The 21781-nt window shown below is 36.9% G+C and carries 17 protein-coding genes; 10 read left to right on the forward strand and 7 right to left on the reverse strand.

Translation table 11 applies throughout. The features are described from left to right. Positions 1–14 precede the first annotated feature (14 nt). Entirely contained in the window at positions 15–1196 is a 1182-nt protein-coding gene (locus tag CPT03_RS21440) for an asparagine synthetase B (RefSeq protein ID WP_099441214.1), read from the reverse strand. 219 nt (positions 1197–1415) lie between these two features. On the opposite strand from CPT03_RS21440, the gene CPT03_RS21445 reads away from it, so the two are divergent. Together CPT03_RS21445 and CPT03_RS21450 are read left to right on the forward strand one after the other, a co-directional pair. Continuing rightward, positions 1416–1877: a peptidylprolyl isomerase gene (locus CPT03_RS21445; RefSeq protein WP_099440733.1), complete on the forward strand. Its 462-nt coding sequence runs from the start codon at positions 1416–1418 to the stop codon at positions 1875–1877. Between the two features lies 1 nt (position 1878). After that, positions 1879–2418 carry a DUF5606 domain-containing protein gene (locus CPT03_RS21450; protein ID WP_099440734.1) on the forward strand — a complete coding sequence of 180 codons (540 nt, stop codon included), beginning with the start codon at positions 1879–1881 and terminating at the stop codon, positions 2416–2418. A 244-nt stretch (positions 2419–2662) separates the two neighbouring features. Here CPT03_RS21450 and rlmH read toward each other — a convergent pair whose 3' ends face one another. Beyond that, positions 2663–3136 carry a 23S rRNA (pseudouridine(1915)-N(3))-methyltransferase RlmH gene (rlmH, locus tag CPT03_RS21455; protein ID WP_099440735.1) on the reverse strand — a complete coding sequence of 158 codons (474 nt, stop codon included), beginning with the start codon at positions 3134–3136 and terminating at the stop codon, positions 2663–2665. A gap of 78 nt (positions 3137–3214) precedes the next feature. On the opposite strand from rlmH, the gene CPT03_RS21460 reads away from it, so the two are divergent. Continuing rightward, positions 3215–5041: a MutS-related protein gene (locus tag CPT03_RS21460; RefSeq protein ID WP_099440736.1), complete on the forward strand. Its 1827-nt coding sequence runs from the start codon at positions 3215–3217 to the stop codon at positions 5039–5041. Positions 5042–5077: 36 nt separating this feature from the next. Next, the gene (locus CPT03_RS21465; RefSeq protein WP_099440737.1) at positions 5078–6418 is read left to right on the forward strand and encodes a GH1 family beta-glucosidase; all 1341 of its coding nucleotides are present in this window, start codon (positions 5078–5080) and stop codon (positions 6416–6418) included. A 255-nt stretch (positions 6419–6673) separates the two neighbouring features. Here CPT03_RS21465 and CPT03_RS21470 read toward each other — a convergent pair whose 3' ends face one another. Further along, positions 6674–7111 carry a DoxX family protein gene (locus CPT03_RS21470; RefSeq protein ID WP_099440738.1) on the reverse strand — a complete coding sequence of 146 codons (438 nt, stop codon included), beginning with the start codon at positions 7109–7111 and terminating at the stop codon, positions 6674–6676. A gap of 231 nt (positions 7112–7342) precedes the next feature. Here CPT03_RS21470 and CPT03_RS21475 point away from each other — a divergent pair, with 231 nt between their 5' ends. Further along, positions 7343–9307, forward strand: coding sequence for a glycoside hydrolase family 97 protein (locus CPT03_RS21475; RefSeq protein WP_099440739.1), 1965 nt, complete (start codon positions 7343–7345; stop codon positions 9305–9307). 70 nt (positions 9308–9377) lie between these two features. Here CPT03_RS21475 and CPT03_RS21480 read toward each other — a convergent pair whose 3' ends face one another. After that, on the reverse strand, positions 9378–11654 hold the full coding sequence (locus tag CPT03_RS21480) for an aconitate hydratase (protein WP_099440740.1): 2277 nt from the start codon (positions 11652–11654) through the stop codon (positions 9378–9380). Between the two features lie 291 nt (positions 11655–11945). Next, entirely contained in the window at positions 11946–12563 is a 618-nt protein-coding gene (locus tag CPT03_RS21485) for a polysaccharide deacetylase family protein (RefSeq protein WP_099440741.1), read from the reverse strand. A gap of 149 nt (positions 12564–12712) precedes the next feature. Between CPT03_RS21485 and CPT03_RS21490 the strand changes: the two genes are divergently transcribed. The 3 genes from CPT03_RS21490 to CPT03_RS21500 all read left to right on the forward strand — a co-directional run bounded on the left by CPT03_RS21490 (position 12713) and on the right by CPT03_RS21500 (position 16574). Continuing rightward, positions 12713–14083 carry a TolC family protein gene (locus tag CPT03_RS21490; RefSeq protein WP_099440742.1) on the forward strand — a complete coding sequence of 457 codons (1371 nt, stop codon included), beginning with the start codon at positions 12713–12715 and terminating at the stop codon, positions 14081–14083. 69 nt (positions 14084–14152) lie between these two features. After that, complete coding sequence (locus CPT03_RS21495; RefSeq protein ID WP_099440743.1) at positions 14153–15493, forward strand: efflux RND transporter periplasmic adaptor subunit; 1341 nt, start codon at positions 14153–14155, stop codon at positions 15491–15493. A gap of 82 nt (positions 15494–15575) precedes the next feature. After that, complete coding sequence (locus CPT03_RS21500) at positions 15576–16574, forward strand: NAD(P)H-dependent glycerol-3-phosphate dehydrogenase (protein ID WP_099440744.1); 999 nt, start codon at positions 15576–15578, stop codon at positions 16572–16574. Positions 16575–16670: 96 nt separating this feature from the next. On the opposite strand, the gene CPT03_RS21505 is transcribed toward CPT03_RS21500, so the two are convergent. Continuing rightward, the gene (locus CPT03_RS21505) at positions 16671–18509 is read right to left on the reverse strand and encodes a DEAD/DEAH box helicase (protein ID WP_172954206.1); all 1839 of its coding nucleotides are present in this window, start codon (positions 18507–18509) and stop codon (positions 16671–16673) included. A gap of 84 nt (positions 18510–18593) precedes the next feature. Then, positions 18594–19061, reverse strand: a complete 468-nt coding sequence (locus CPT03_RS21510; RefSeq protein ID WP_099440745.1) for a DUF4293 domain-containing protein — start codon at positions 19059–19061, stop codon at positions 18594–18596. An 84-nt stretch (positions 19062–19145) separates the two neighbouring features. Between CPT03_RS21510 and truA the strand changes: the two genes are divergently transcribed. Both truA and CPT03_RS21520 read left to right on the forward strand, forming a co-directional pair. Then, positions 19146–19907: a tRNA pseudouridine(38-40) synthase TruA gene (truA, locus tag CPT03_RS21515; RefSeq protein WP_099440746.1), complete on the forward strand. Its 762-nt coding sequence runs from the start codon at positions 19146–19148 to the stop codon at positions 19905–19907. 3 nt (positions 19908–19910) lie between these two features. Beyond that, the gene (locus CPT03_RS21520; RefSeq protein WP_099440747.1) at positions 19911–21683 is read left to right on the forward strand and encodes an ABC transporter ATP-binding protein; all 1773 of its coding nucleotides are present in this window, start codon (positions 19911–19913) and stop codon (positions 21681–21683) included. Positions 21684–21781 lie beyond the last annotated feature (98 nt).

Consider the following 21781-nt stretch of genomic DNA (forward strand, 5'->3'; position numbering starts at 1 on the left):
TACCCACGCTTTAGTTAAGTTTTTTGAGGTTTCTTTTTAGCCGCAGGGAATAACACATTATTTAAAATTAACCTGTAGCCAGGCGAATTTGGATGCAGGTTCAGGTCAGTTGGCGGATCCCCAACGGCATGCTGGTAATCTTCAGGATCGTGCCCTCCATAAAAAGTAAACTGCCCTTTGCCAATCTCACCATTTAAATACCGTACCTCTTCAGCTCCTTTATTTTCACCAAGAACCGTAACACTTGCTTTTACGAAACGTTTTTTAAAAGCTGTGGTTTGGCCCATAAAACCCTTAATCACCTTATCGTGATTTTGAGTTAGCATGGTTGGCACAAGATCCCACTTTGCAGAAAAATCAAACAAAGTAAAAAAATCATTAGCTTGTGTAAGCGTTCTGCTCATCGTAGCATCTATGTCAGAGAATTCGTAATTATTAGGATTCTCATCAAGTTTAAAATCCTTAAATGCAAAAGTGTTATTAAAGTTAAGCTTACTTTGAGCCTGCGGATCAGCCGCATCACCATCAAACATACTCTCGCAAATATCTACGCCTTCGGCACTTAAAGCAATGTCAAAACTATCAGTGCCAGAGCACATGGCAAAAAGGAAGCCTCCTCCTGTACAAAACTCCTTTATCCGCTTTGCCACGGCAAGTTTTAATTGAGATACTTTAGCAAAGCCATTTCTTTTGGCGGTAGCTTCCTGGTTTTTAACATCTTCACGGTACCAGGTTGCATTTCTAAAAGCGCTCCAAAAGCGGCCATACTGACCTGTAAAATCCTCGTGGTGGAGGTGCAGCCAATCATATGCTGATAATTTATCTTTTAAAACATCATCGTCATAAACAACATCATACGGGATCTCAGCATAGGTAAGTACCATAGTTACGGCATCATCCCATGGTAGTTTACTTTTAGGCGAATACACGGCTATTTTGGGAGCTTTCTCAAGCTTTACCATTTCCATGTTCACCTGCGGGTCGCTAATTTCATTCAAAATTGCCGTAACTTTTCCATCGGCAAGTATCTGATAAGAAACCCCTCTTGTTTTACACTCATCCTCAACGGTTTTGTTATAACCAATTAAAAAACTACCTCCCCTGTAATTTAATAGCCAGCTAACATCTGCATTTTGTTTAATAGCCCAGTATGCAATGCCATAAGCCTTCAAATGATTTTTTTGATCTTCATCCATATAAATAAGAATGGATGAAGCCTTAACAGCAATTGTAGCTGCAAGTAAAAAAAACAGGAGGCCAAATTTTTTAAAACTTAAAATCATGAAGTTGTATCAGTAAGTACGAATGTATATTTTTTGTATACCAATATAAAATTATAATGTACATATAACGCTTTTAGTATAAATTGCATATAAAAACTATTTTATCTAAGTTTGGCGTTTACAAAAAATAACATGAGTAAAGCAATAATTAAAACAGAGAAAGGGAACATGACTGTTCAGTTTTATGATCAGGATGCACCAAATACAGTTGCTAACTTTAAAAAATTAGCTAACGAGGGATTTTATGATGGGGTTACATTTCACAGAGTAATACCAAATTTTGTGGTTCAGGGCGGATGTCCAAACTCTAAAGATCCTGCAAAAGCACATTTAGCAGGTACTGGTGGCCCGGGTTATAAAATTGATTGTGAGCTTTCTGGAGAGAACCAATATCATGACCGTGGTGTTTTGTCAATGGCACATGCCGGCAGAAACACTGGAGGATCACAGTTTTTTATCTGCCATAGCAGAGACAACACTGCTCACCTTGATAGAAACCATACAGTATTCGGCAAAGTAATAGAAAATGTTGATATTGTTGATGACATTAGACAAGGTGACAAGATTTTAGGAATAGAAGTAATAGAGGATTAATATGAATTTAAGAGGAATAGTAGCAGTATCTGGGAGACCAGGCCTATTTAAATTAGTAGGACAAAATAAAGGCGGATATGTTCTTGAGAGCCTCGATGCTCAAAAAGTTAAAATTGTAGCTAATATTACTACAACCAAACTTGCATCACTAGAAGATATTACCATTTATGGCGAGGATGAAGATCTGAAGCTTATTGATGTGTTGGCTAACATTGCTGCGGCTAAAGGAAATGTTCCTGATGCAAAAGCAGACGGAGCCGTTTTAAAAACTTTCTTTAAAGAAGTTGCACCAGATCACGATGAGGAAAAGGTGTATACATCAGATATGAAAAAAATAGTTACCTGGTATCATTTACTAAAAGAACTGCCTTTGTTTTCGGAAGAGGCACCATCAGTAAGTGCAGAGCAGGAAGCATTAAAGGCTGAAGAAAAAATTGATAAGAAGCCAAAAGCTAGTCCAAAGCCGGCAAATGCAAAAGCTCCGGCCAAAGCATCACAGCCAGCTAAAAAAGCAAACATGACCAGTAAAAAAGGGGTGTAGTTTAGCAATTACAATATTAAGTAAAGCCGGGTTTTTATAATCCGGCTTTGCTGTTTTAAGCCAGATACCAAATCAACAAAAATGCTATTGCAGATATAATAATAGCAATAATATAACTTAAACGATCCTTTCCTCTGTCGCTTTTAAACTTATAGTTTCTTTTATAATCTGATGGTAGGCGCATAATAAATCTCCTTTTATATAATGATGAGAGCGGGGTTAAATTTCCATAAAATTAAACAGTTTATTCATGATGATATGGCTCTCCCTTTAAAATACTAAAAGCCCTGTATAACTGTTCTACAAAAAATAAACGCACCATTTGATGTGAAAAAGTCATATCAGAAAGAGACATACTTCCATTAGCCCGTTTATAAACAGTCTCGTCAAAACCGTAAGGACCGCCTATCACAAATACCAAATGCTGAACACTTCCAATCATCTGTTTGTTCAGATAATTTGAAAAAAGTACCGATGTATATTTCTTACCCTTCTCATCAAGTAAAATAACTGTATCCGGATTATTAATATGTTTTAACATCATTTCGGCTTCTTTAACCTTTTGCTGTGCCTCGCTTAAATTTTTAGTGTTTTTTACATCAGGAATAATAATCATATTAAATCCAATGTAATGTTTTAACCGGTTTAAATATTTCTCAATACCTTCAATAAGATATTTTTCTTCTGTTTTTCCTGTAACAAGTAGTGTTATCTTCATCTAATTAGGGGCATAATAATCAATTCCCTATATTTATCAATTCGGCAAACGCGTAATAGTTCTATAGAGAAAAATACAATGATAAGAACAAAAGATAGCATTTTAAACGATTACAAAAATAATGTAAAAGCCCAGCAAGATCAGATAGACAGCCTTAAAAGCAAACTCAATAAAATATCATTCTCTCGGTTGGGCATGTTTGTTGCCGAAATTATAATAGTTGCCCTCTTAATAAATATTGGCTTTTCGTGGGCGTTAATAGCCTTAATGATTATCCCTGTAATTGCATTTTTAGCGTTAATAAAAAAGCAAATTTCAGTGCAACAAGAACTAACCTATGCGGGACAGCTTTTGTGGGTTTATCAGAATGAAGTAAATCACCTAACCTCTAATATCAATGGATATAACAATGGAGAAAGCTATAGCAATGAATATCATCCGTATGCCTCTGATCTGGATATTTACGGCCAAGGTACTTTGTTCTCTTATATCAATAGATGCAATACGTCAAAAGGCTTAAATATTCTTGCAGATAATCTAGGCAGGCCCAATGAAAAGGAAGTTATTTTGCAGCGTCAGGAAGCTATTTCTGAATTAACACAACACATCGATCAAACCTACCACTTCCGGGCTGGATTGCAAAGTCATAAGCCAGGACAGTTACAAGCCATTCAGGAAAAACTGGAACATCAGTTGCCTGAACAGTTAAAATTTGTACAAAAAAAAGGGCTTCAGTTGTATGTTAAAATTATACCTTTTATTGCCTTTGGTCTGCTTATACTTGGTGCGATATTCGGGGGGCTTGTATGGAAAGTTTTTGGGTTGGTAGCCATTGTTAATATTGCTCTCATTTTCTTTAATTTAAAGGATATTAATCTTGTTTACTATGGTTTTACAAAAAGTTCTGATCTGTTAAGTTCCATTTCAGGAACTATAAAATGGACAGAAGATGTAGCCTGGAAAAGTACTTATATCAGAACGTTTTTTGAAAGCAACAATGATCAAAACTTGCATGCAAGCCCAGTAAGTAAACAGATTAAACAACTGTCGTCTATTATTCAGTCCTTTGATGCCCGGCTAAATTTATTAGTTGGCTTTTTTTTAAATTTGTTTTTCCTTTGGGATTTAAAGTGCTCAATAGATTTAAATAATTGGTACTCAAAATCCTCAGCAAATTTATCTGGTGGTTTAGACCGAATCAGCCAGTTCGAGGAACTTATTTCATTTGCTACACTTGCTTATAACCAACCAAATTGGAACTTCCCTGCAATTGCTGAAGATTTTAATTTGAAAGGTATTGAATTAGGACATCCTTTAATTCACGAAAGCGAGCGGATAGTGAACGATTTTAATCTGGAATCCTATCCAACTGTTGATATTGTTACAGGGTCAAATATGGCAGGGAAAAGCACCTTTCTGCGTACAGTGGGTATTAATATGGTTCTTGCATTTGCAGGGGCACCGGTGTGTGCTAAGGAAATGTCAGTATCTATATTTAAAGTGCTTTCTTATATGCGCATTAAGGATTCTCTGAACGATCATACCTCAACTTTTAAAGCGGAGCTTAACAGACTAAAAATGATACTTGATTCTATCAGCATTTCAGCAAATTCATTTGTGCTTATAGATGAAATGCTTAGAGGAACAAATAGTCGAGATAAATACCTTGGATCTAAAGTTTTCATAGAAAAATTAATTACTCAAAATACTCCAGCATTATTTGCAACTCATGATTTGCAGCTCTCAGAAATGGAAACAGATCATGGTTATAAAGTAAGAAACTATCATTTTGATATTCAAATAGCAGATGATGAGATGGAGTTTGACTACAAGTTGAAACATGGGCCCTGCAAAACTTTTAACGCTGCTTTGTTGCTCAAACAGATAGGCTTAACATTAAGTTAATACCATAATGCCATATTGCTTTTAATAACTGCTTATATGATTAAAGCGTCTGATTTTGGTGATGATTTTTTATGGGGTGTTGCTGTGGCAGCGGCTCAAATTGAAGGTGCATCAGAGAGCTATGGCAAAGGCCCGTCAATTTGGGATACATTTTCTAAAAGAGCAGGCAAAATAAAAAAGGGACATCAACCTACCCATACCTGCGATTTTTATCATAAGTACAAAGAAGACATTGCTCTTGTTAAAACACTTGGCTTTTCGGTTTTTCGATTTTCAATAGCCTGGTCCAGAATTCTTCCCTATGGTAAAGGAATTATAAATAAAGAAGGGATTCTTTTCTATCACAGGGTTATTGATGAATGTTTCCTTAACGGATTAATTCCTTATGTAACACTTTATCACTGGGATTTGCCCGATGCACTGGAAGATGAAGGCGGGTGGAATGCCTATAGCATCAATGATTCATTTAATAACTTCGTATCTATATGCGCAAAAGAGTATGGCGATAAGGTTAAGAATTGGATAGTTTTAAATGAGCCTTTTGGCTTTACTTCTCTTGGCTATATGCTTGGTGTACATGCACCCGGAAAAACAGGATTAACCAATTTCTTTTCTGCCGTTCATCATACCGCAATAGCACAAGCCGATGGTGGCCGGATATTAAGAGCTCTTGTGCCAAATGCCAACATTGGGACTAGTTTCTCTTGCTCTGAGGTTATCCCTTATACACAAAGCGATGCAGACGTAACAGCGGCAAAAAGAATTGACTGCCTGATGAACAGGTTATTTATTGAGCCTGCACTGGGAATGGGTTACCCGGGGGCAGATTGGGATTTGATGGAGAAGTTTTCTATTCAGCATTCTACATGGCGACACACTGAGCGGCTAACTTTTGATTTTGATTTTATTGGTCTGCAAAATTATTTTCCTTTAACAATAAAGTACAATGCTTTTATCCCCGTTCTGCAGGCATGGGAGGTTAAAGCAAAAAGCAGAAAGAAACCACATACAGCAATGGGATGGGAAATAAATGCCGATAGCTTTTACAATATCATTAAGCAATTTGCTTCCTATCCGGGAGTAAAAAAAATAATGATTACTGAAAATGGTGCGGCATATCATGATAAAGTATTGGGTAATCATGTTCATGATCCGGAACGGATAGCTTACTTTCAGCTTTACCTGGCTGCCCTGTTGAAAGCTAAAAGTGAAGGAGTTAACATAACTGGCTATATGGCCTGGACATTGATGGATAATTTTGAATGGGCCGAAGGTTTTAATGCACGTTTTGGTTTAGTGCATACCGACTTTAAAACTCAGCGTAGAACAATTAAAGATTCTGGTTTCTGGTTTCAGAAATTTTTGCATAAGATATAGTTTAGCAAAACAGTTAATAACATGCAGGTGTTTATTTGACTTTGTTTTGCTAGTGCTTTTTTAGGGGGTTGCAAGGGCAATTAGCCCTACCAAGGCCCTAGCAAAGCTCTCTGAACGCCCTGTCAAGGCCCCGGCACCCGAAAGTGTCTATTTAGCCTGTTAACAATGATCGTTTCATTTGCGCTAATGATCTATCCTTTTTATGCAAAGAAGACCCACCATTGCTTTGATTGCGAATATGAGTTTTAGCTTCGGTTAAACCAGCGCTTTTTTATCCCGGTCTACCGACAGTACACCATTACCTTCAATCAAGAAACAAATCAGACCAATAAGTACAATCACGGAAACCCAGAATTCGGCATAGGGGCTAAATATATTTGCTCTCAAATTAACAAAGAACACTGCTACAATAAGTATTGGTAAATTAAGCAGGCAAAATATGCGTGTATGAGAACCCACTGCAATAAGCAGTCCACCGATAATGTGAAGCACTATAATTATGTGCGCCATTAAACTAATTGACACTGCTACACCCAACATCGCATCTTTCATCATATTGGTAAAGGCATGAAGATTTGATGCAAATGCAATACCTTTCCAAATAAGAACTAAGCCTAAAAGTATTCTAAAATAGTCGAGCCATTTTGGGTGATGACGATTACCCCAATTTTGAATTTTTGTGAGTACGTTCATAGTGTTGAATTTTGGTTATATGAATTTACATAAAAAATTATGTATTTCTTACCCTAAATCCAATTGATTACTAAAAGTATAAAGGTTTATTACATGGAACAAGGACTTTACGATTTGGACATATTAAGTAAATGGTTTTAGCATATTAATCATTACCTTTAATTTTACAAAACTGAACCAAATATATTGTAACCACAACAACCTAACCTTATAGATTAAACCACTATTTTCATGAATTTTATTAATAAACTCGTATTAACCATTGCGGTCGTTTTTGGATTATCGACTACTTTAAGCGCTCAAACTAAGGGTATAGAATTCAAGTCTCCTAATGGGGGATTGAAAGTTTCTATTAATATAGCCGACAAAATATATTATTCCATTTCCTCAGGAGGTGATTTGTTGTTAGAAAATAATCATCTGCAAATGAGTCTTAGAAACGAAATTCTGGGTCAGAATCCGAAATTGGTTAGCAGTAAAAAAGGACAGGGGAATGAAATTATTAAACCCTATGTTTCTTTGAAATTTTCTGTAGTAAAAAGTAACTATAACTCGCTGATGCTTAATTTTAAAGGTAATTATGCTGTAGAGTTTCGTGCTTTTGACGATGGAATTGCCTATCGCTTTATTACCAGTAAGAAAGGTAGTGTAGAGGTGATGAATGAAGAATTTTCTGTGAACTTTCCGGATGAATATGCACTTCATTTACAGCAGCCAGGCGGATTTAAAACTGCATACGAGGAGGTATATTCGCAAGTGGAATCAAAGGACTGGAAGCCGGAAAACAAGATGTCTACTCTTCCTGTTCTTATAGATACTAAGAAAAAGTATAAGATATTGATTAGCGAGTCAGATCTGACAGATTATCCTTGTATGTTTCTTAAGGGTACTGGAAACAATGGGATGTCGGCTGCTTTTCCTAAGGTTCCACTTGAATTTGGTGATGATGGCGACCGGAGTTTGAAAATTCTTAAAGAGGCTGATTACATCGCAAAAACTTCTGGTACCCGTAATTTCCCGTGGAGATATTTTGTGATAACCTCTGATGATAAACAACTGCTTGAAAATACGATGACGCTAAAGCTGGCCTCGCCTAGTGTAATTAAAGATCCTACTTGGGTTAAACCAGGGCAGGCAAGCTGGGAGTGGTGGAACGATGCAGCACCTTATGGACCGGATGTGAATTTTGTTTCGGGCTATAACCTGGCCACTTATAAGTATTATATAGATTTTGCTGCTAAGTTCGGTATACCATATATTATTATGGACGAGGGTTGGGCAAAGAGTACTACAGATCCTTATACTCCAAACCCGGACGTTGATGTGCATGAGCTGATTAGGTACGGTAAAGAGAAGAACGTTGGAGTAGTATTATGGTTAACCTGGCTAACTGTTCATAAGAATATGGAATTGTTTAAGACTTTTGAGGAATGGGGTGTAAAAGGGGTTAAGATAGACTTTATGGACCGTAGTGACCAATGGATAGTTAATTACTATGAGGATGTTGCAAAAGAAGCTGCAAAGCATAAATTGTTTGTCGATTTTCATGGTGCATTTAAACCTGCCGGACTGGAGTATAAATATCCGAATGTGATTTCTTACGAAGGTGTTAGGGGAATGGAGCAAATGGGAGGATGTTATCCGGATAATAGTTTATATCTGCCATTTATGCGTAATGCTGTTGGACCAATGGATTATACTCCCGGAGCTATGATAAGTATGCAGCCCGATGCATATAGAGCCGCCAGGCCAAATGCAGCAAGTATTGGTACACGTGCTTATCAATTGGCTTTGTTTGTTGTTTTTGAAAGCGGGATACAGATGTTGGCTGATAACCCTACGCTTTACTACAGGAACCTGGATTGTACTGAATTCATCACAAGCGTGCCAACTACATGGGATGAGACGAAAGCTTTAGACGCTAAAATAGGTGAGGTGGCCGTTGTAGCAAAACGTAAAAAGGACAAATGGTTTGTTGGAGCAATTGCGAATGGCAAAGAGAAAGAGAGAACGGTTTCTTTAAATTTTGATTTCCTTGAAAAAGGTAAAACCTATACAATGACTTATTTTGAGGATGGAATTAATGCTGGTCGCCAGGCAATGGACTATAGAAAGAAAACAATACAGGTTAAATCTGGAGACAAGATTGATATTAAGATGGTTCGCAATGGCGGATGGGCTGCGGTAATTATGTAACCAGGCAACTGATATAAAAAAAGGGTTGATATTAAAAATATCAACCCTTTTTTTATTAAGATATGAGCTGCTATGCTTTTTTGGCTGCCGCTTCTCTGCGAATGATATTCAATGCACCACCTGCTTTGAACCATTCAATTTGTTGATCATTGTAACTGTGGTTAACAGATATTTCTTCTTTAGTTCCATCAGCATGGTTTAATACTAAAGTAAGAGGTACATTAGGCGTAAATGTTGTTAATCCGATAATGTCGATAGTGTCATCTTCTAATATTTTATCGTAATCTTCTTTATTAACAAAGGTTAAACCAAGCATACCTTGTTTTTTTAGGTTGGTTTCGTGGATACGGGCAAATGATTTTACCAATACAGCACGTACACCTAAATGACGAGGCTCCATAGCTGCGTGCTCGCGGCTTGATCCTTCACCATAGTTTTCATCGCCGATAACGATAGAGCCTAAGCCAGCAGCTTTATAAGCTCTTTGGGTTGCAGGTACAGGACCATACTCGCCGGTAAGCTCATTTTTAACTGAATCAGTTTTGTCGTTAAAGTAGTTTACAGCACCAATTAACATGTTGTTAGAAATGTTATCCAGGTGACCGCGGAATTTTAACCACGGACCAGCCATTGAAATATGGTCGGTTGTGCATTTTCCTTTTGCTTTGATCAGCAATTTAAGTCCTTTAAGGTCTGTGCCTTCCCATGGAGTAAATGGATCAAGTAATTGCAATCTGTGAGAAGTTGGAGAAACAATTACTTCTACTTTACTACCATCTTCAGCTGGTTGCTGGTAACCTGCATCCTCAACTGCAAAACCTTTGGTAGGTAGTTCAAATCCTGTTGGGGCATCAAGTTTTACCTGTTCGCCTTTGTCGTTTGTTAACGTATCTGTTAGTGGATTAAAACTCAAATCACCTGCAATAGCTAATGCTGTTACTAATTCCGGAGAACCAACAAAGGCAAAAGTATTAGGGTTACCATCGGCACGTTTTGCAAAGTTGCGGTTAAACGAGTGTACGATGGTGTTTTTCTCTTGCTTATCAGCACCAACTCTGTCCCACATACCAATACATGGTCCGCAGGCATTAGTAAATACTTTTGCACCTATACTTTTGAATACGTCTAAAAATCCATCACGTGCTATAGTATAGCGGATTTGCTCAGAACCTGGGTTGATACAGTATTCAGATTTAGAGGTTAAGCCTTTTTCTGATACCTGTTTAGCAATACTGATTGCGCGAGAAATATCTTCGTATGATGAGTTGGTACAAGAACCGATCAAACCTACATCTATTTTCATTGGCCATCCGTTAGCAGCTGCAACTTCTTTCATTTTAGAGATAGGAGTTGCTAAATCCGGCGTAAATGGACCGTTCAAATAAGGCTCAAGTTCAGATAAATTGATTTCGATTAATTGATCGAAGTATTTTTCAGGTTCTGCATATACTTCAGCATCGCCAGTTAAGTGTTCTTTTATTGCGTTTGCAGCATCAGCCACTTCGGCTCTGCCGGTAGCACGCAGGTAACGCTCCATGCTTTCGTCGTAACCAAATGTTGAAGTTGTTGCACCAATTTCGGCACCCATATTACAAATGGTTCCTTTACCGGTACAGCTCATGCTTGTAGCGCCTTCGCCGAAATATTCAACAATTGCACCAGTTCCACCTTTTACAGTAAGAATACCTGCAACTTTAAGGATTACATCTTTTGCAGATACCCATCCGCTTAATTTTCCGGTAAGTTTAATGCCAATCAGTTTAGGGAATTTTAGCTCCCATGGTAATCCTGCCATTACATCGCAAGCATCAGCACCACCAACACCTATGGCAACCATACCTAAACCACCTGCATTTACAGTATGAGAGTCGGTACCTATCATCATTCCACCTGGGAAAGCGTAGTTTTCTAAAACTACCTGGTGAATAATACCAGCGCCTGGTTTCCAGAAACCAATGCCATATTTGTTTGAAACTGAAGCTAAGAAATCAAATACTTCTTTACTCTCAGTGTTTGCAGCAGGTAAGTCTATTTCAGCACCATTTTTTGCTGTGATCAGGTGATCGCAGTGAACGGTAGAAGGAACGGCAACCTTTGGTCTGCCTGCCTGCATAAATTGCAATAAAGCCATTTGTGCAGTAGCATCTTGCATGGCCACACGGTCAGGAGCAAAATCTACATAATCAGTACCTCTTGTATAAGCGGTATTTGTATTTCCATCCCAAAGGTGGGCATAAAGGATTTTTTCTGAGAGTGTTAAAGGTCTGCCTACTAATTTACGGGCCGCCTCAACGCGGGGGCCAAAGTTTGCATACACCTTTTTGATCATTTCTATATCAAAAGCCATTGATAATATGTGTTAAAAGGGTAAGTTATTCTTATTATTTTGTAGCGAATTTACAAAAAAAAACAGGGGTAGGACATCATCTGCATATCATTATATTATTTATACCTATTCTAAATAAAGTTGAGTGATTATTCATTTAAATATCTGCAAACCATAAGCGATCATTTCTGAACACTGCTGTTCATTTTTGAACACATTTGTTTTTTGTTTTTATTGTAACTATTTGTTTTTTAGTTGATTGTGGTTTTTAGATGGTTTGGCCTAAACTTGGCTAACTGAATGATGAAAAAATTAAAGAGAATGGAAGTGATAACCCTGTTCTGAAAAATGTTTCAATACTCTTGGTAATGCATATTGCATTCGGTCGTAGGCTTTCAGGCTGTCATGAAAAACTACGATTGATCCGTTGCCGGTATGCTTAACCACGTTATTGTAACATTGGTGAGGTGCCAGGTTGATGTCAAAGTCGCCACTAAGTACATCCCACATAATAATCTGGGTTTGCGGGTTTATTGCCCGAATGGCGGCTATCTGAGATTTTTTAATTCTACCGTAAGGTGGGCGAAATAAATTCGTGTTGGTTAATTCCTGACACTTTTGGAAGTTTTTAGTGTATATTTCATCCGGTGTTTTCCATCCTTTTAAATGGTTAAAAGTATGATTGCCGATTTGATGTCCTTCGTTCTTTATCTTCTCAAAAATATCAGGATGTTTGTGAATATTATCTCCGATGCAAAAGAATGTTGCTTTTGCGTTAAAGCTTTTTAAAGTTTTTAATGCAAAATCTGTAACATCTGGTATAGGTCCATCGTCAAAGGTTAAATAAATAACTTTTTGATCCCGGTTCTTGTGCCAGGTTAAAGATGGGTAATACCATTTTAATAAAAACGGGGATTTTATCAGGTACATGCTCAAACTTAGAGAAAATTTTGATTTTATGGGCTTCTTTTAAGCTTTGAATAAAATTGAAGAAGAGAAAAAGTAATAAATAGGCTTGTTGTACCTGAAAATTTACAAAATGAATAAGTTGTTTATATTAATATTGTGAAAACTAAATTATGAAAAAAATTATCCCTTATAGTGCATTACCAAAATTAACCTTAGCACTCTCTTTTGCCTTTATAACGGGTTTTGTGCAAAAAACTAACGCTCAGGAGATTATTACCATACAACAAGCAATAGAAGAAACTTTACATAATAACCTTCAGGTAAAAAAATCGCAGTTGAGTGAAGACCTGGCTACTCAAAATCTGAAACAATCTAAGTTTGCAGTTTATCCAACATTAAATGGAGGAGCTGATCAGAATATGGGTTGGGGACGTAATAATCTGGGTAATACGGGTATCTATGAGAACACTCAGAACTATAGCTTTAGTCCGGGAGCAAGTTTAGGTTTTGATTTGTTTAATGGTCTTTCAAAAATAAACCAGATTAAACAGAATAAGATACTTCTTGAGGCAGGAAAAGCGAATACTGATAAAATTAAGAATGATCTGATACTTCAGGTAATCACTTCTTATATGGAGATTTTGTACAATAAAGATCGTTTATCAGCAGCAAAACAACAACTTTCCGTGGCTCAGCAACAACAGAAACAACAGCAAGAGCTTTTGGATGTTGGAAACAAAACACTGGCTGATTTAGCGGAATCTAAATCGCAAACTGCTACAGCACAATTGGATGTTACCACTGCAGAAAATGCACTTAGCATCTCTTATTTGACTTTGGCGCAGTTAATGGACATTCCTTCTTCAACAAGGTACGATGTACAGGCTCCGGTACTAGCGGAATTTAACAGGCCATCTGTAAATTATAATGCAGAACAAGTATATACAGATGCAATAAATCTTTTCCCGGATATTAAACTGGCAGCTCTTCAAACTGCTTCTGCAAAAAAGGGAATTGAGGTAGCAAAAGGTAATCTGTATCCATCGTTATCTTTGAGCGGAAGTTATGGGTCGTTTTATAACTATAATTATAACCTCCCGGCAGATGTTCAGAATCTGTCTTTTGGTAATCAGATCAAAAACAATGTTTCGAAAGGAGTTGGTTTAAGACTTAGCATTCCAATATTCAACGGCTTACAGTCAAGGATAGGAGTAAAGAAAGCCAAAATTAACTTTTTGCAGACACAGGCAGATGAACAATTGGCAAAAAATAATTTAAATAAAATTATTTATCAGGCCGTTGCCGACCTAAAGGCAGCAGAAAGTACGTTCGAATCAACTACCAATACTTTTAATGCAAGAAAAGAGGCCTTTTCTGTAATTGAGCAACGTTACAACGTTGGTTTAGTTAACTCTTTAGATTACAATACTTCGTTAACAAATAAAAATAAAGCAGAAATAGACATGATCAGAGCTAAGTACGATTTGCTGTTTAAAGCAAAGGTGATTGATTATTACTTAGGCAAACAAATAGTTTTCTAGAAGCAACACAATAAATTCGCACAATTTATTGCGGCTGTATTATAAATGATAAAATATAAATAAATTCAAATGAAACTAAAACCCATACTAATTGCAATAGGAGTTATTCTCGTTTTATTGGCCGTAGCAAAATTTACCGGCTTAATAGGAGGAGATAAGACTGAAAAGGTGACGATTGAAAAGGCGGCTGACAGAAAAGTTATTGAAACTGTTACTGCGAGTGGTAAAGTGCAGCCTGAAACTGAAGTGAAACTAAGCTCTGAGGTATCAGGTGAGGTTACCGAACTTTTAGTTAAAGAAGGTGATGTTGTTAAAAAAGGCCAATTACTGATTAAAGTACGGCCAGATGTACTTCAATCAGGATACGAAAGAGCTGTTGCATCAAATAATACCCAAAAGGCACAAGTTGTGGCTGCAGAACAACAACTGAAACAAGCCACTGCCAATTTTGATAATACTGAAGCCAGCTATAAAAGAAGCCAGGAGTTGTTTGGTAAAAAGGTTATATCGGCCTCAGAATTTGACGCAGCTAAAGCACAATATTTGTCAGCTTTAGCTGATATTGCCAGATTGAAAGCCATGGTTACCAGTGCAAGATACAGCCTTCAGGAGGGTGGTGCCAACGTTAAAGAAGCTGGTGCTAACCTTGCTAAAGCTACTATTTATGCACCAGTTGATGGTGTGATTTCTAAGCTGTCTGTTGAATTAGGAGATCGTATTCTTGGTACTGCGCAAATGGCAGGTACAGAGATTATGCGTATTTCAAATTTATCATCAATGGAAGTAAACGTGGATGTAAATGAGAACGACATTAACAGAGTAAACGTAGGTGATAGTTCTATAATAGAAGTAGATGCATTTGCGGATACTAAATTTAAAGGTATTGTAACTGAAATAGCAAGTTCATCTAAAGATGTGGGTGCGGCAACAAGTTCTGTTGATCAGGTAACGAATTTTAATGTTAAGGTTCGTATTTTGGCTGAATCATACAGCAATATTAAAGGGGGAGCCAAAGATCTTCCATCGCCTTTCAGACCGGGGATGTCGGCAACTGTAGATATTGAAAGCGAATCTGTAAAAGGGCTGGCTGTTCCAATTCAGTCGGTATTTACTGAAGATAAGACCAAGTCTGATAAGCCTTCTGATAATGATCAAAATGCCGACAAGCAGAAAACTAAGCTTTCTGATAAAACTGTGAAGCAGTTTGTATACGTGTTTAATAACGGTACAGTAAAGCGTACTGAGGTTACAACCGGGATTCAAAATGATCAATATATTGTAATTAAATCTGGTCTTAAGGCGAATCAGGAAGTAGTAACCGGTCCTTATTCGGCAATTCAAAACAGGTTAAAGGACGGTATGAAAGTAGAAAAAACTACTAAGGATCAATTGTTTGCCGCTCCTAAATAGAAAGTAAGCAATATCAGTCATTTAAAATAAGTAAATTGCCCCCGGTTTAAAACAATAAACCGGGGTTTTTTATTTATTAGTTATGATACCTAAAGTTGCAATGATTGGTGGCGGTAGTTGGGCTACTGCAATCATAAAAATGCTTTCAGATAATTTTACTGCTAAGGAAATCTATTGGTGGATGCGCAATCAGGAATCGATAACGCATTTACAGAAATATAAGCACAACCCGAATTATCTGAGTTCTGTTGAAATCAGGATTCCTGAGGGCAATATTTCAGATAATATCTCAGCAATTATTGAAAAGGCAGAATATATTATTTTAAATGTGCCTGCGGCGTTTTTAAAAGAGACTTTGGAGGGTGTGAGTGCAGAGGAATTAAAAGGCAAGAAGATTGTTTCTGCAATTAAAGGGATTGTGCCTGATGAAAATTTAATTATTGGTGAGTTTTTAAATCAGAATTATAATATCCCGTATGAGGATATTGTAGTAATAAGCGGACCCTGCCATGCTGAAGAGGTTGCACTGGAGAAATTATCTTATTTAACAATTGCATCTACAAATCTTGAATTGGCTACAACCTTTGCAAGGTTACTTAGTACAAGATATATTAAAACTAATGTGTCTGATGATATTTTTGGTACTGAGTATGCCGCAGTTCTGAAAAATATTTATGCTGTGGCCAGCGGTATTTGCCATGGAGTTGGTTATGGTGATAATTTTCAGGCCGTTTTAATATCCAATGCAATCAGGGAAATTAAAAGATTTGTGGATGCTGTTCATCCGATTTCGAGAGATATTATAGAGTCTGCTTATCTTGGAGATTTACTTGTAACTGCATATTCTCAGTTTAGCCGTAACCGTACCTTTGGAAATATGATTGGTAAGGGATATACTGTAAAGTCTGCCCAGTTAGAGATGAACATGGTAGCTGAGGGCTACTATGCGGTAAACTCAATGCATCATGTAAATAAGAAATATAAAGTTGATATGCCTATTAGCAGAGCTGTTTATGCCATTTTGTATGAGAAGCATTCACCTCATATAGAAATGCGGTTATTGACTGAGCAACTTAGTTAGGAAGGGAAAATTAAGATTCGATTAATAAAAAAAGAGGATGTCCAGGTTACTTTACCTTTTGGACATCCTCTTTTGTATAAAGGAGATCTGTTTTAATTAAGATCTGCGTTTTCTATCGTTTCCGCCATCGCGTCTGCCACTTCCACCTCTATCTTCACGGCCTCTTCCAGAGAAATCTCTGAAACCGCCACCGCCACTGTTTCCGCCTTCACGTCTTCCACCGCCGCCATAGCTTCTTCTTTCGCCACCATCGCGTCTTCCGCCTCCGTAACTACCACCTTCACGTCTTCCACCACGACTACGGCCTCCACCATCACTGTCGGCAGTTCTTTCGATTCTTACACCACGGTTATTGAATTCAACTCCTTTAAAGTTGCTAAATAAAGATTCAACACTTGCATTTTCAACTTCAAAGAATGAATAAACACCTTTTAAGTCTATTTTACCAATACCTTTACCGCTTATTTTACCGTTGTTGCATACAAAAGATAATAAATCTCCTCTGGTGAAATCATCAACTGATCCAAGGTTTATAAATAAACGAGTATAACCTTCGCTTCCTCTGTGGTTTCTCTCTCCACGCTCACCACGTTCTCCTCTTTCATCAGATGAGTTAAGGTCAGGGGCATTTTTGTAATACTCTAAAAAGCGGTTAAACTCTAAAGAAGCAAAACGTTTAATTACCTCGTCTTTACTTAATTCAGCAAACTCATCCATAATGCGAGGCATGTATTGCTCGATTTGATTTTCGTTTACTTCAACATTGTGAACTTTGTGTACCAGGGCAAATAATTGTTTTTCGCAAACATCAAAACCAGTAGGTAATTCAGCTTTAGTAAACTGTTTGCCAATGATTCTTTCAATTTGACGGATTTTGCCAAGCTCTTTAGAGTTAACAATACAGATTGACACACCGGTTTTACCTGCACGACCGGTACGGCCACTGCGGTGGGTATAACTTTCAATTTCGTCTGGTAAAGAGTAATTGATTACGTGAGTAACGTTATTTACGTCGATACCACGTGCTGCAACATCAGTAGCAATAAGCAACTGCATGTTACGATCACGGAAACGTTGCATAACTTTATCACGTTGTTGCTGCGAAAGATCTCCGTGCAATGCATCAGCATTGTAGCCATCTTTAATTAAGTGTTCAGCAACATCTTGAGTGTCAAGTTTAGTTTTACAGAATACTACTGCAAAAATCTCAGGGTTAAAATCTACAATACGCTTTAAAGCCGCATATTTATCTCTTGCACGAACGGTATAGTATTCGTGTTCGATGTTTACATTACCTGTATTTTTTGTTCCCATGGTTAGCTCAACCGGCTGATCCATGTAATTTCTAGCTATTCTTCTTACCTCTGGTGGCATAGTTGCCGAGAATAGCCATGTTTTTTTGTCATCAGGAGTTGTTGACAAGATGTCGTTTATGTCTTCCTGGAAGCCCATGTTTAACATTTCATCAGCTTCATCTAAAACTACATATTTCACATTACTGAAATCTATAGCCTTACGGCCAATAATGTCTAACATACGACCTGGTGTAGCCACTACAATTTGTACACCGTTTCTAATTTCACGCAACTGTTGCATAATGTTTGCGCCACCGTAAACGGCAACTACATTAGCACCAGAGATGTTTTTTGAGAAATTCTTGATGTCGCTGGTAATCTGCAAGCAAAGCTCTCTTGTAGGGCATAAAATCAATGCCTGAGGCTTATTGCTTTTAAAGTCTATCAATTCTAACAGCGGCAAACCAAATGCGGCTGTTTTTCCTGTTCCTGTTTGGGCCAAACCAACAAAATCGTTATTGCCCTCTAACAGCACAGGAATACTTTGTTCCTGAATAGGTGTTGGATTTTCGAAACCTAAATCCTTTACAGCATTAACAACGTCATCACTTATCCCCAATTTACTAAATGGGTTTATCATGTATAATAATTTATTAAGCCGCAAAGGTAAGCTTAATATTTGGTATTTTACAGAAGTGTAACTAAATAAAAATGAGGTAATTAATTATCTTAGTCTATCGGCCGACCTTAATAATTGCTCATCTTTTCGGATTCCGCGGATTGCAAGTGCACAAAATAAGATGGCTAGGATAGGTAAAAAAGCTGCTATTCCATAATTGGCACCTTCAATTCCACCTGGTATTTTCTGAGCATAATTAAAGCCCCAAAATGATAATCCTAAGGTTAATATAATAGCTACACTAGCTAAGCGCTTTTGTATAGTTCGGTTTCTAAAACTAAATATTGCAACTATGCAAAGTACAGCAATTGCAATGTTTGAAATAAATAGGGGTAAAAAAGGTGTTACTACTAAGGCATCTCCCTCATTGCCAGAAATTGACTGATGAAGACCATTTGTATAAACACTAAATTCACTTCCATTAACATTTTTAGTTAAAAAAGGTAAAAATAACATACAAGTAAGCGTTAAGGCAGCTAACAAAAGCCATATAGATTGTACTCTTTGTATCATATCAATTCCATAATTTTAGCAAAGATATTAAAAGCGAAACACTAAGCAATCTAAAAACAGATTTAGAATATTAGATTTGTAACATTGAACACGCAACGTTATTTTATCGAATTATCGTATAATGGTACGGATTATCATGGTTGGCAAGTACAACCTAACGCCATTACTGTACAGGAATGTCTGGATAAGGCATTGTCAACATATTTTAGACAGCCTATAATTACTCTTGGCTGCGGTAGAACGGATGCTGGTGTTCATGCTACTCAGTTTTATGCACATTTTGATATTCATCAAGAGGGCGAGGTTAAGCCCTCAACTATTGGCCGTTCTGTTACTAGTATAAATTCTTTATTACCATATCAAATATCAGTAAAGCGTATTTTTGAGGTTGAAAACAGTGCTCACGCACGCTTTGATGCAACAGAAAGGGCCTATAATTATCATATACATTTTCATAAGGATCCTTTTAAGCTAGATAGATCATGGCTATATAAAGGAGAACTTGATGTTGAGGCAATGAATAAAGCTGCTGCTATTTTATTAATGCATACAGACTTCTCCTGTTTCAGTAAATCAAATACCCAAACATTTACTAATAATTGCAAAATCACGGAAGCCCATTTTCAGATAACGGAACAGTCTTTATTGTTTACTATCAGAGCAGATCGTTTTTTGAGAAATATGGTTCGTGCAATTGTGGGTACCTTAGTAAGGGTTGGAAAAAATGAAATAGACTTAGAGCAGTTTAAAAAAATCATAGAAAGTAAGAATAGAAGTAATGCCGGCCAATCAGTACCAGCATGTGGTTTGTATCTTGTTAGCGTTATCTATCCTTTTGTAAAATAAAATATGTCTAAAATAACCGGTGATGTCATTAATGTAGGGTTGTTGAAAAGGGTTTTTCAATATGTAAAGCCATATCAGCGTATTTTTATAATCTCAGTAATTCTTACTGTACTTCTTGCCGCACTTGCCCCGTTACGCCCAATTCTTATTGGATATACTTTGGATCATCATATTATTACCGGAGATTATAGTGGATTGCTGAATATGACCATTCTAATGCTTGTTCTGCTTGTTATTCAAACAGGTGTACAGTACAGTCATACCTTACTTACAAACACTTTGGGACAATCTGCAATTCGTGATTTAAGAATAGATGTATTTAATCATATTACTAAATTGCGTTTAAAGTATTTCGATAATACACCCATTGGCCAGTTAATTACCAGAACTGTTTCTGATCTTGAAACCATTGCCGAAATTTTCTCGGAAGGTTTAATTGTGATTATTGGCGATATTTTGATGGTAATTGTAATTATAGGTGTAATGGTGTATGAAGACTGGGCTTTAACGCTTGTGGTTTTGTTACCCATGCCATTACTTATTATTGCAACTTCTATTTTCCAGAAAGCAATTAAATCTGCCTTTCAGGAAATTAGAACAGAGGTGTCTAATCTGAATACTTATTTGCAGGAGCATATTACCGGGGTGTCAATTATCCAATATTTTGCAAGGGAGAGACAAGAATATAACAAGTTTTTGAAAATTAATGGCCGTTATAGGGATGCTAATATTCGCTCTAATTGGTATTACTCTATATTTTTTCCGGTTGTAGAAATTATTTCTGCCATGTCTTTAGGATTATTGGTGTGGTATGGTGCAAAAACAATTCTTAATAATCCTGCTATTAAACCAGGTATTATTACTGAGTTTATTATGTATATCGGTATGCTTTTCAGACCAATCCGAGAGCTCGCAGATAAGTTTAATACGCTGCAAATGGGGATGGTTGGTGCCGAACGGGTATTTAAGGTTTTGGATACCAATGAAATTACTGATAACAAAGGCACATATGCTCCTGAATTAATGAAAGGTAATATTTCTTTTGAAAAGGTATGGTTTGCTTATAATGAAGAGAATTATGTGTTAAAGGACATTTCCTTTGAGGTTGAAACAGGTAAAACTATCGCTCTTGTTGGGGCAACAGGGGCTGGTAAGTCTTCAACAATAAATATCCTGAACCGTTTTTATGAAATTCAAAAGGGAGAGATTAAAGTTGATGGAATAAAGATACAGGATTATGAACTGAGCTATTTGAGGAATAAAATTGCCACAGTATTGCAGGATGTTTTTCTTTTTTCAGATACTATCTTTAATAACATAACCCTTAACAATGATGCAATTACAATGGAGGAAGTGATTGATGCTGCCAAAAAAGTTGGCGCTCATGATTTTATTGAAAGATTGCCAGGAGGATATCAGTATAATGTGATGGAGCGTGGAGCTACATTATCTGCAGGACAGGCGCAACTCATATCTTTTATCAGGGCATTGGTTTACAATCCTGCTATTCTTGTACTTGATGAGGCAACATCTTCTGTAGATACAGAAACAGAAATGCTTATTCAGCGTGCTATTGAGAATTTAATGAAAGGCCGTACATCTATTGTGATTGCTCACCGCCTTTCAACTATACAGAAAGCAGATAAAATTCTTGTTCTTGAAAAAGGTGAGATTAAGGAAATGGGTACTCATCAGCAATTACTTAAACTCGATGGTTATTATAAGAAATTGTATGACTTGCAATTTAATTCTACTGGTATTTCTACCTCTGTATAAGGGAATGAGTGCCTTTCTTTGGAATCATTCTACTTAAATTACCTACTTTATTTGTATTGAGTCTAAATAAGTATATATTTGCGCCGCAAATTATAGTA

Origin of the sequence: Pedobacter ginsengisoli, from assembly GCF_002736205.1 — a bacterium.
Taxonomy (GTDB): Bacteria; Bacteroidota; Bacteroidia; order Sphingobacteriales; family Sphingobacteriaceae; genus Pedobacter; species Pedobacter ginsengisoli_A.

What these genes read in the sequence shown, in the direction of transcription:
- CPT03_RS21520 (WP_099440747.1), top strand. Translation starts at nt 19,911, where the DNA reads ATGTCTAAAATAACCGGTGATGTCATTAATGTAGGGTTGTTGAAAAGG.
- CPT03_RS21440 (WP_099441214.1), bottom strand. Translation starts at nt 1,196, where the DNA reads ATGGATGAAGATCAAAAAAATCATTTGAAGGCTTATGGCATTGCATAC.
- CPT03_RS21500 (WP_099440744.1), top strand. Translation starts at nt 15,576, where the DNA reads ATGATACCTAAAGTTGCAATGATTGGTGGCGGTAGTTGGGCTACTGCA.
- CPT03_RS21450 (WP_099440734.1), top strand. Translation starts at nt 1,879, where the DNA reads ATGAATTTAAGAGGAATAGTAGCAGTATCTGGGAGACCAGGCCTATTT.
- CPT03_RS21460 (WP_099440736.1), top strand. Translation starts at nt 3,215, where the DNA reads ATGATAAGAACAAAAGATAGCATTTTAAACGATTACAAAAATAATGTA.
- CPT03_RS21445 (WP_099440733.1), top strand. Translation starts at nt 1,416, where the DNA reads ATGAGTAAAGCAATAATTAAAACAGAGAAAGGGAACATGACTGTTCAG.
- CPT03_RS21465 (WP_099440737.1), top strand. Translation starts at nt 5,078, where the DNA reads ATGATTAAAGCGTCTGATTTTGGTGATGATTTTTTATGGGGTGTTGCT.
- CPT03_RS21475 (WP_099440739.1), top strand. Translation starts at nt 7,343, where the DNA reads ATGAATTTTATTAATAAACTCGTATTAACCATTGCGGTCGTTTTTGGA.
- CPT03_RS21480 (WP_099440740.1), bottom strand. Translation starts at nt 11,654, where the DNA reads ATGGCTTTTGATATAGAAATGATCAAAAAGGTGTATGCAAACTTTGGC.
- CPT03_RS21490 (WP_099440742.1), top strand. Translation starts at nt 12,713, where the DNA reads ATGAAAAAAATTATCCCTTATAGTGCATTACCAAAATTAACCTTAGCA.
- CPT03_RS21495 (WP_099440743.1), top strand. Translation starts at nt 14,153, where the DNA reads ATGAAACTAAAACCCATACTAATTGCAATAGGAGTTATTCTCGTTTTA.
- CPT03_RS21510 (WP_099440745.1), bottom strand. Translation starts at nt 19,061, where the DNA reads ATGATACAAAGAGTACAATCTATATGGCTTTTGTTAGCTGCCTTAACG.
- CPT03_RS21505 (WP_172954206.1), bottom strand. Translation starts at nt 18,509, where the DNA reads ATGATAAACCCATTTAGTAAATTGGGGATAAGTGATGACGTTGTTAAT.
- CPT03_RS21485 (WP_099440741.1), bottom strand. Translation starts at nt 12,563, where the DNA reads ATGTACCTGATAAAATCCCCGTTTTTATTAAAATGGTATTACCCATCT.
- rlmH (WP_099440735.1), bottom strand. Translation starts at nt 3,136, where the DNA reads ATGAAGATAACACTACTTGTTACAGGAAAAACAGAAGAAAAATATCTT.
- CPT03_RS21470 (WP_099440738.1), bottom strand. Translation starts at nt 7,111, where the DNA reads ATGAACGTACTCACAAAAATTCAAAATTGGGGTAATCGTCATCACCCA.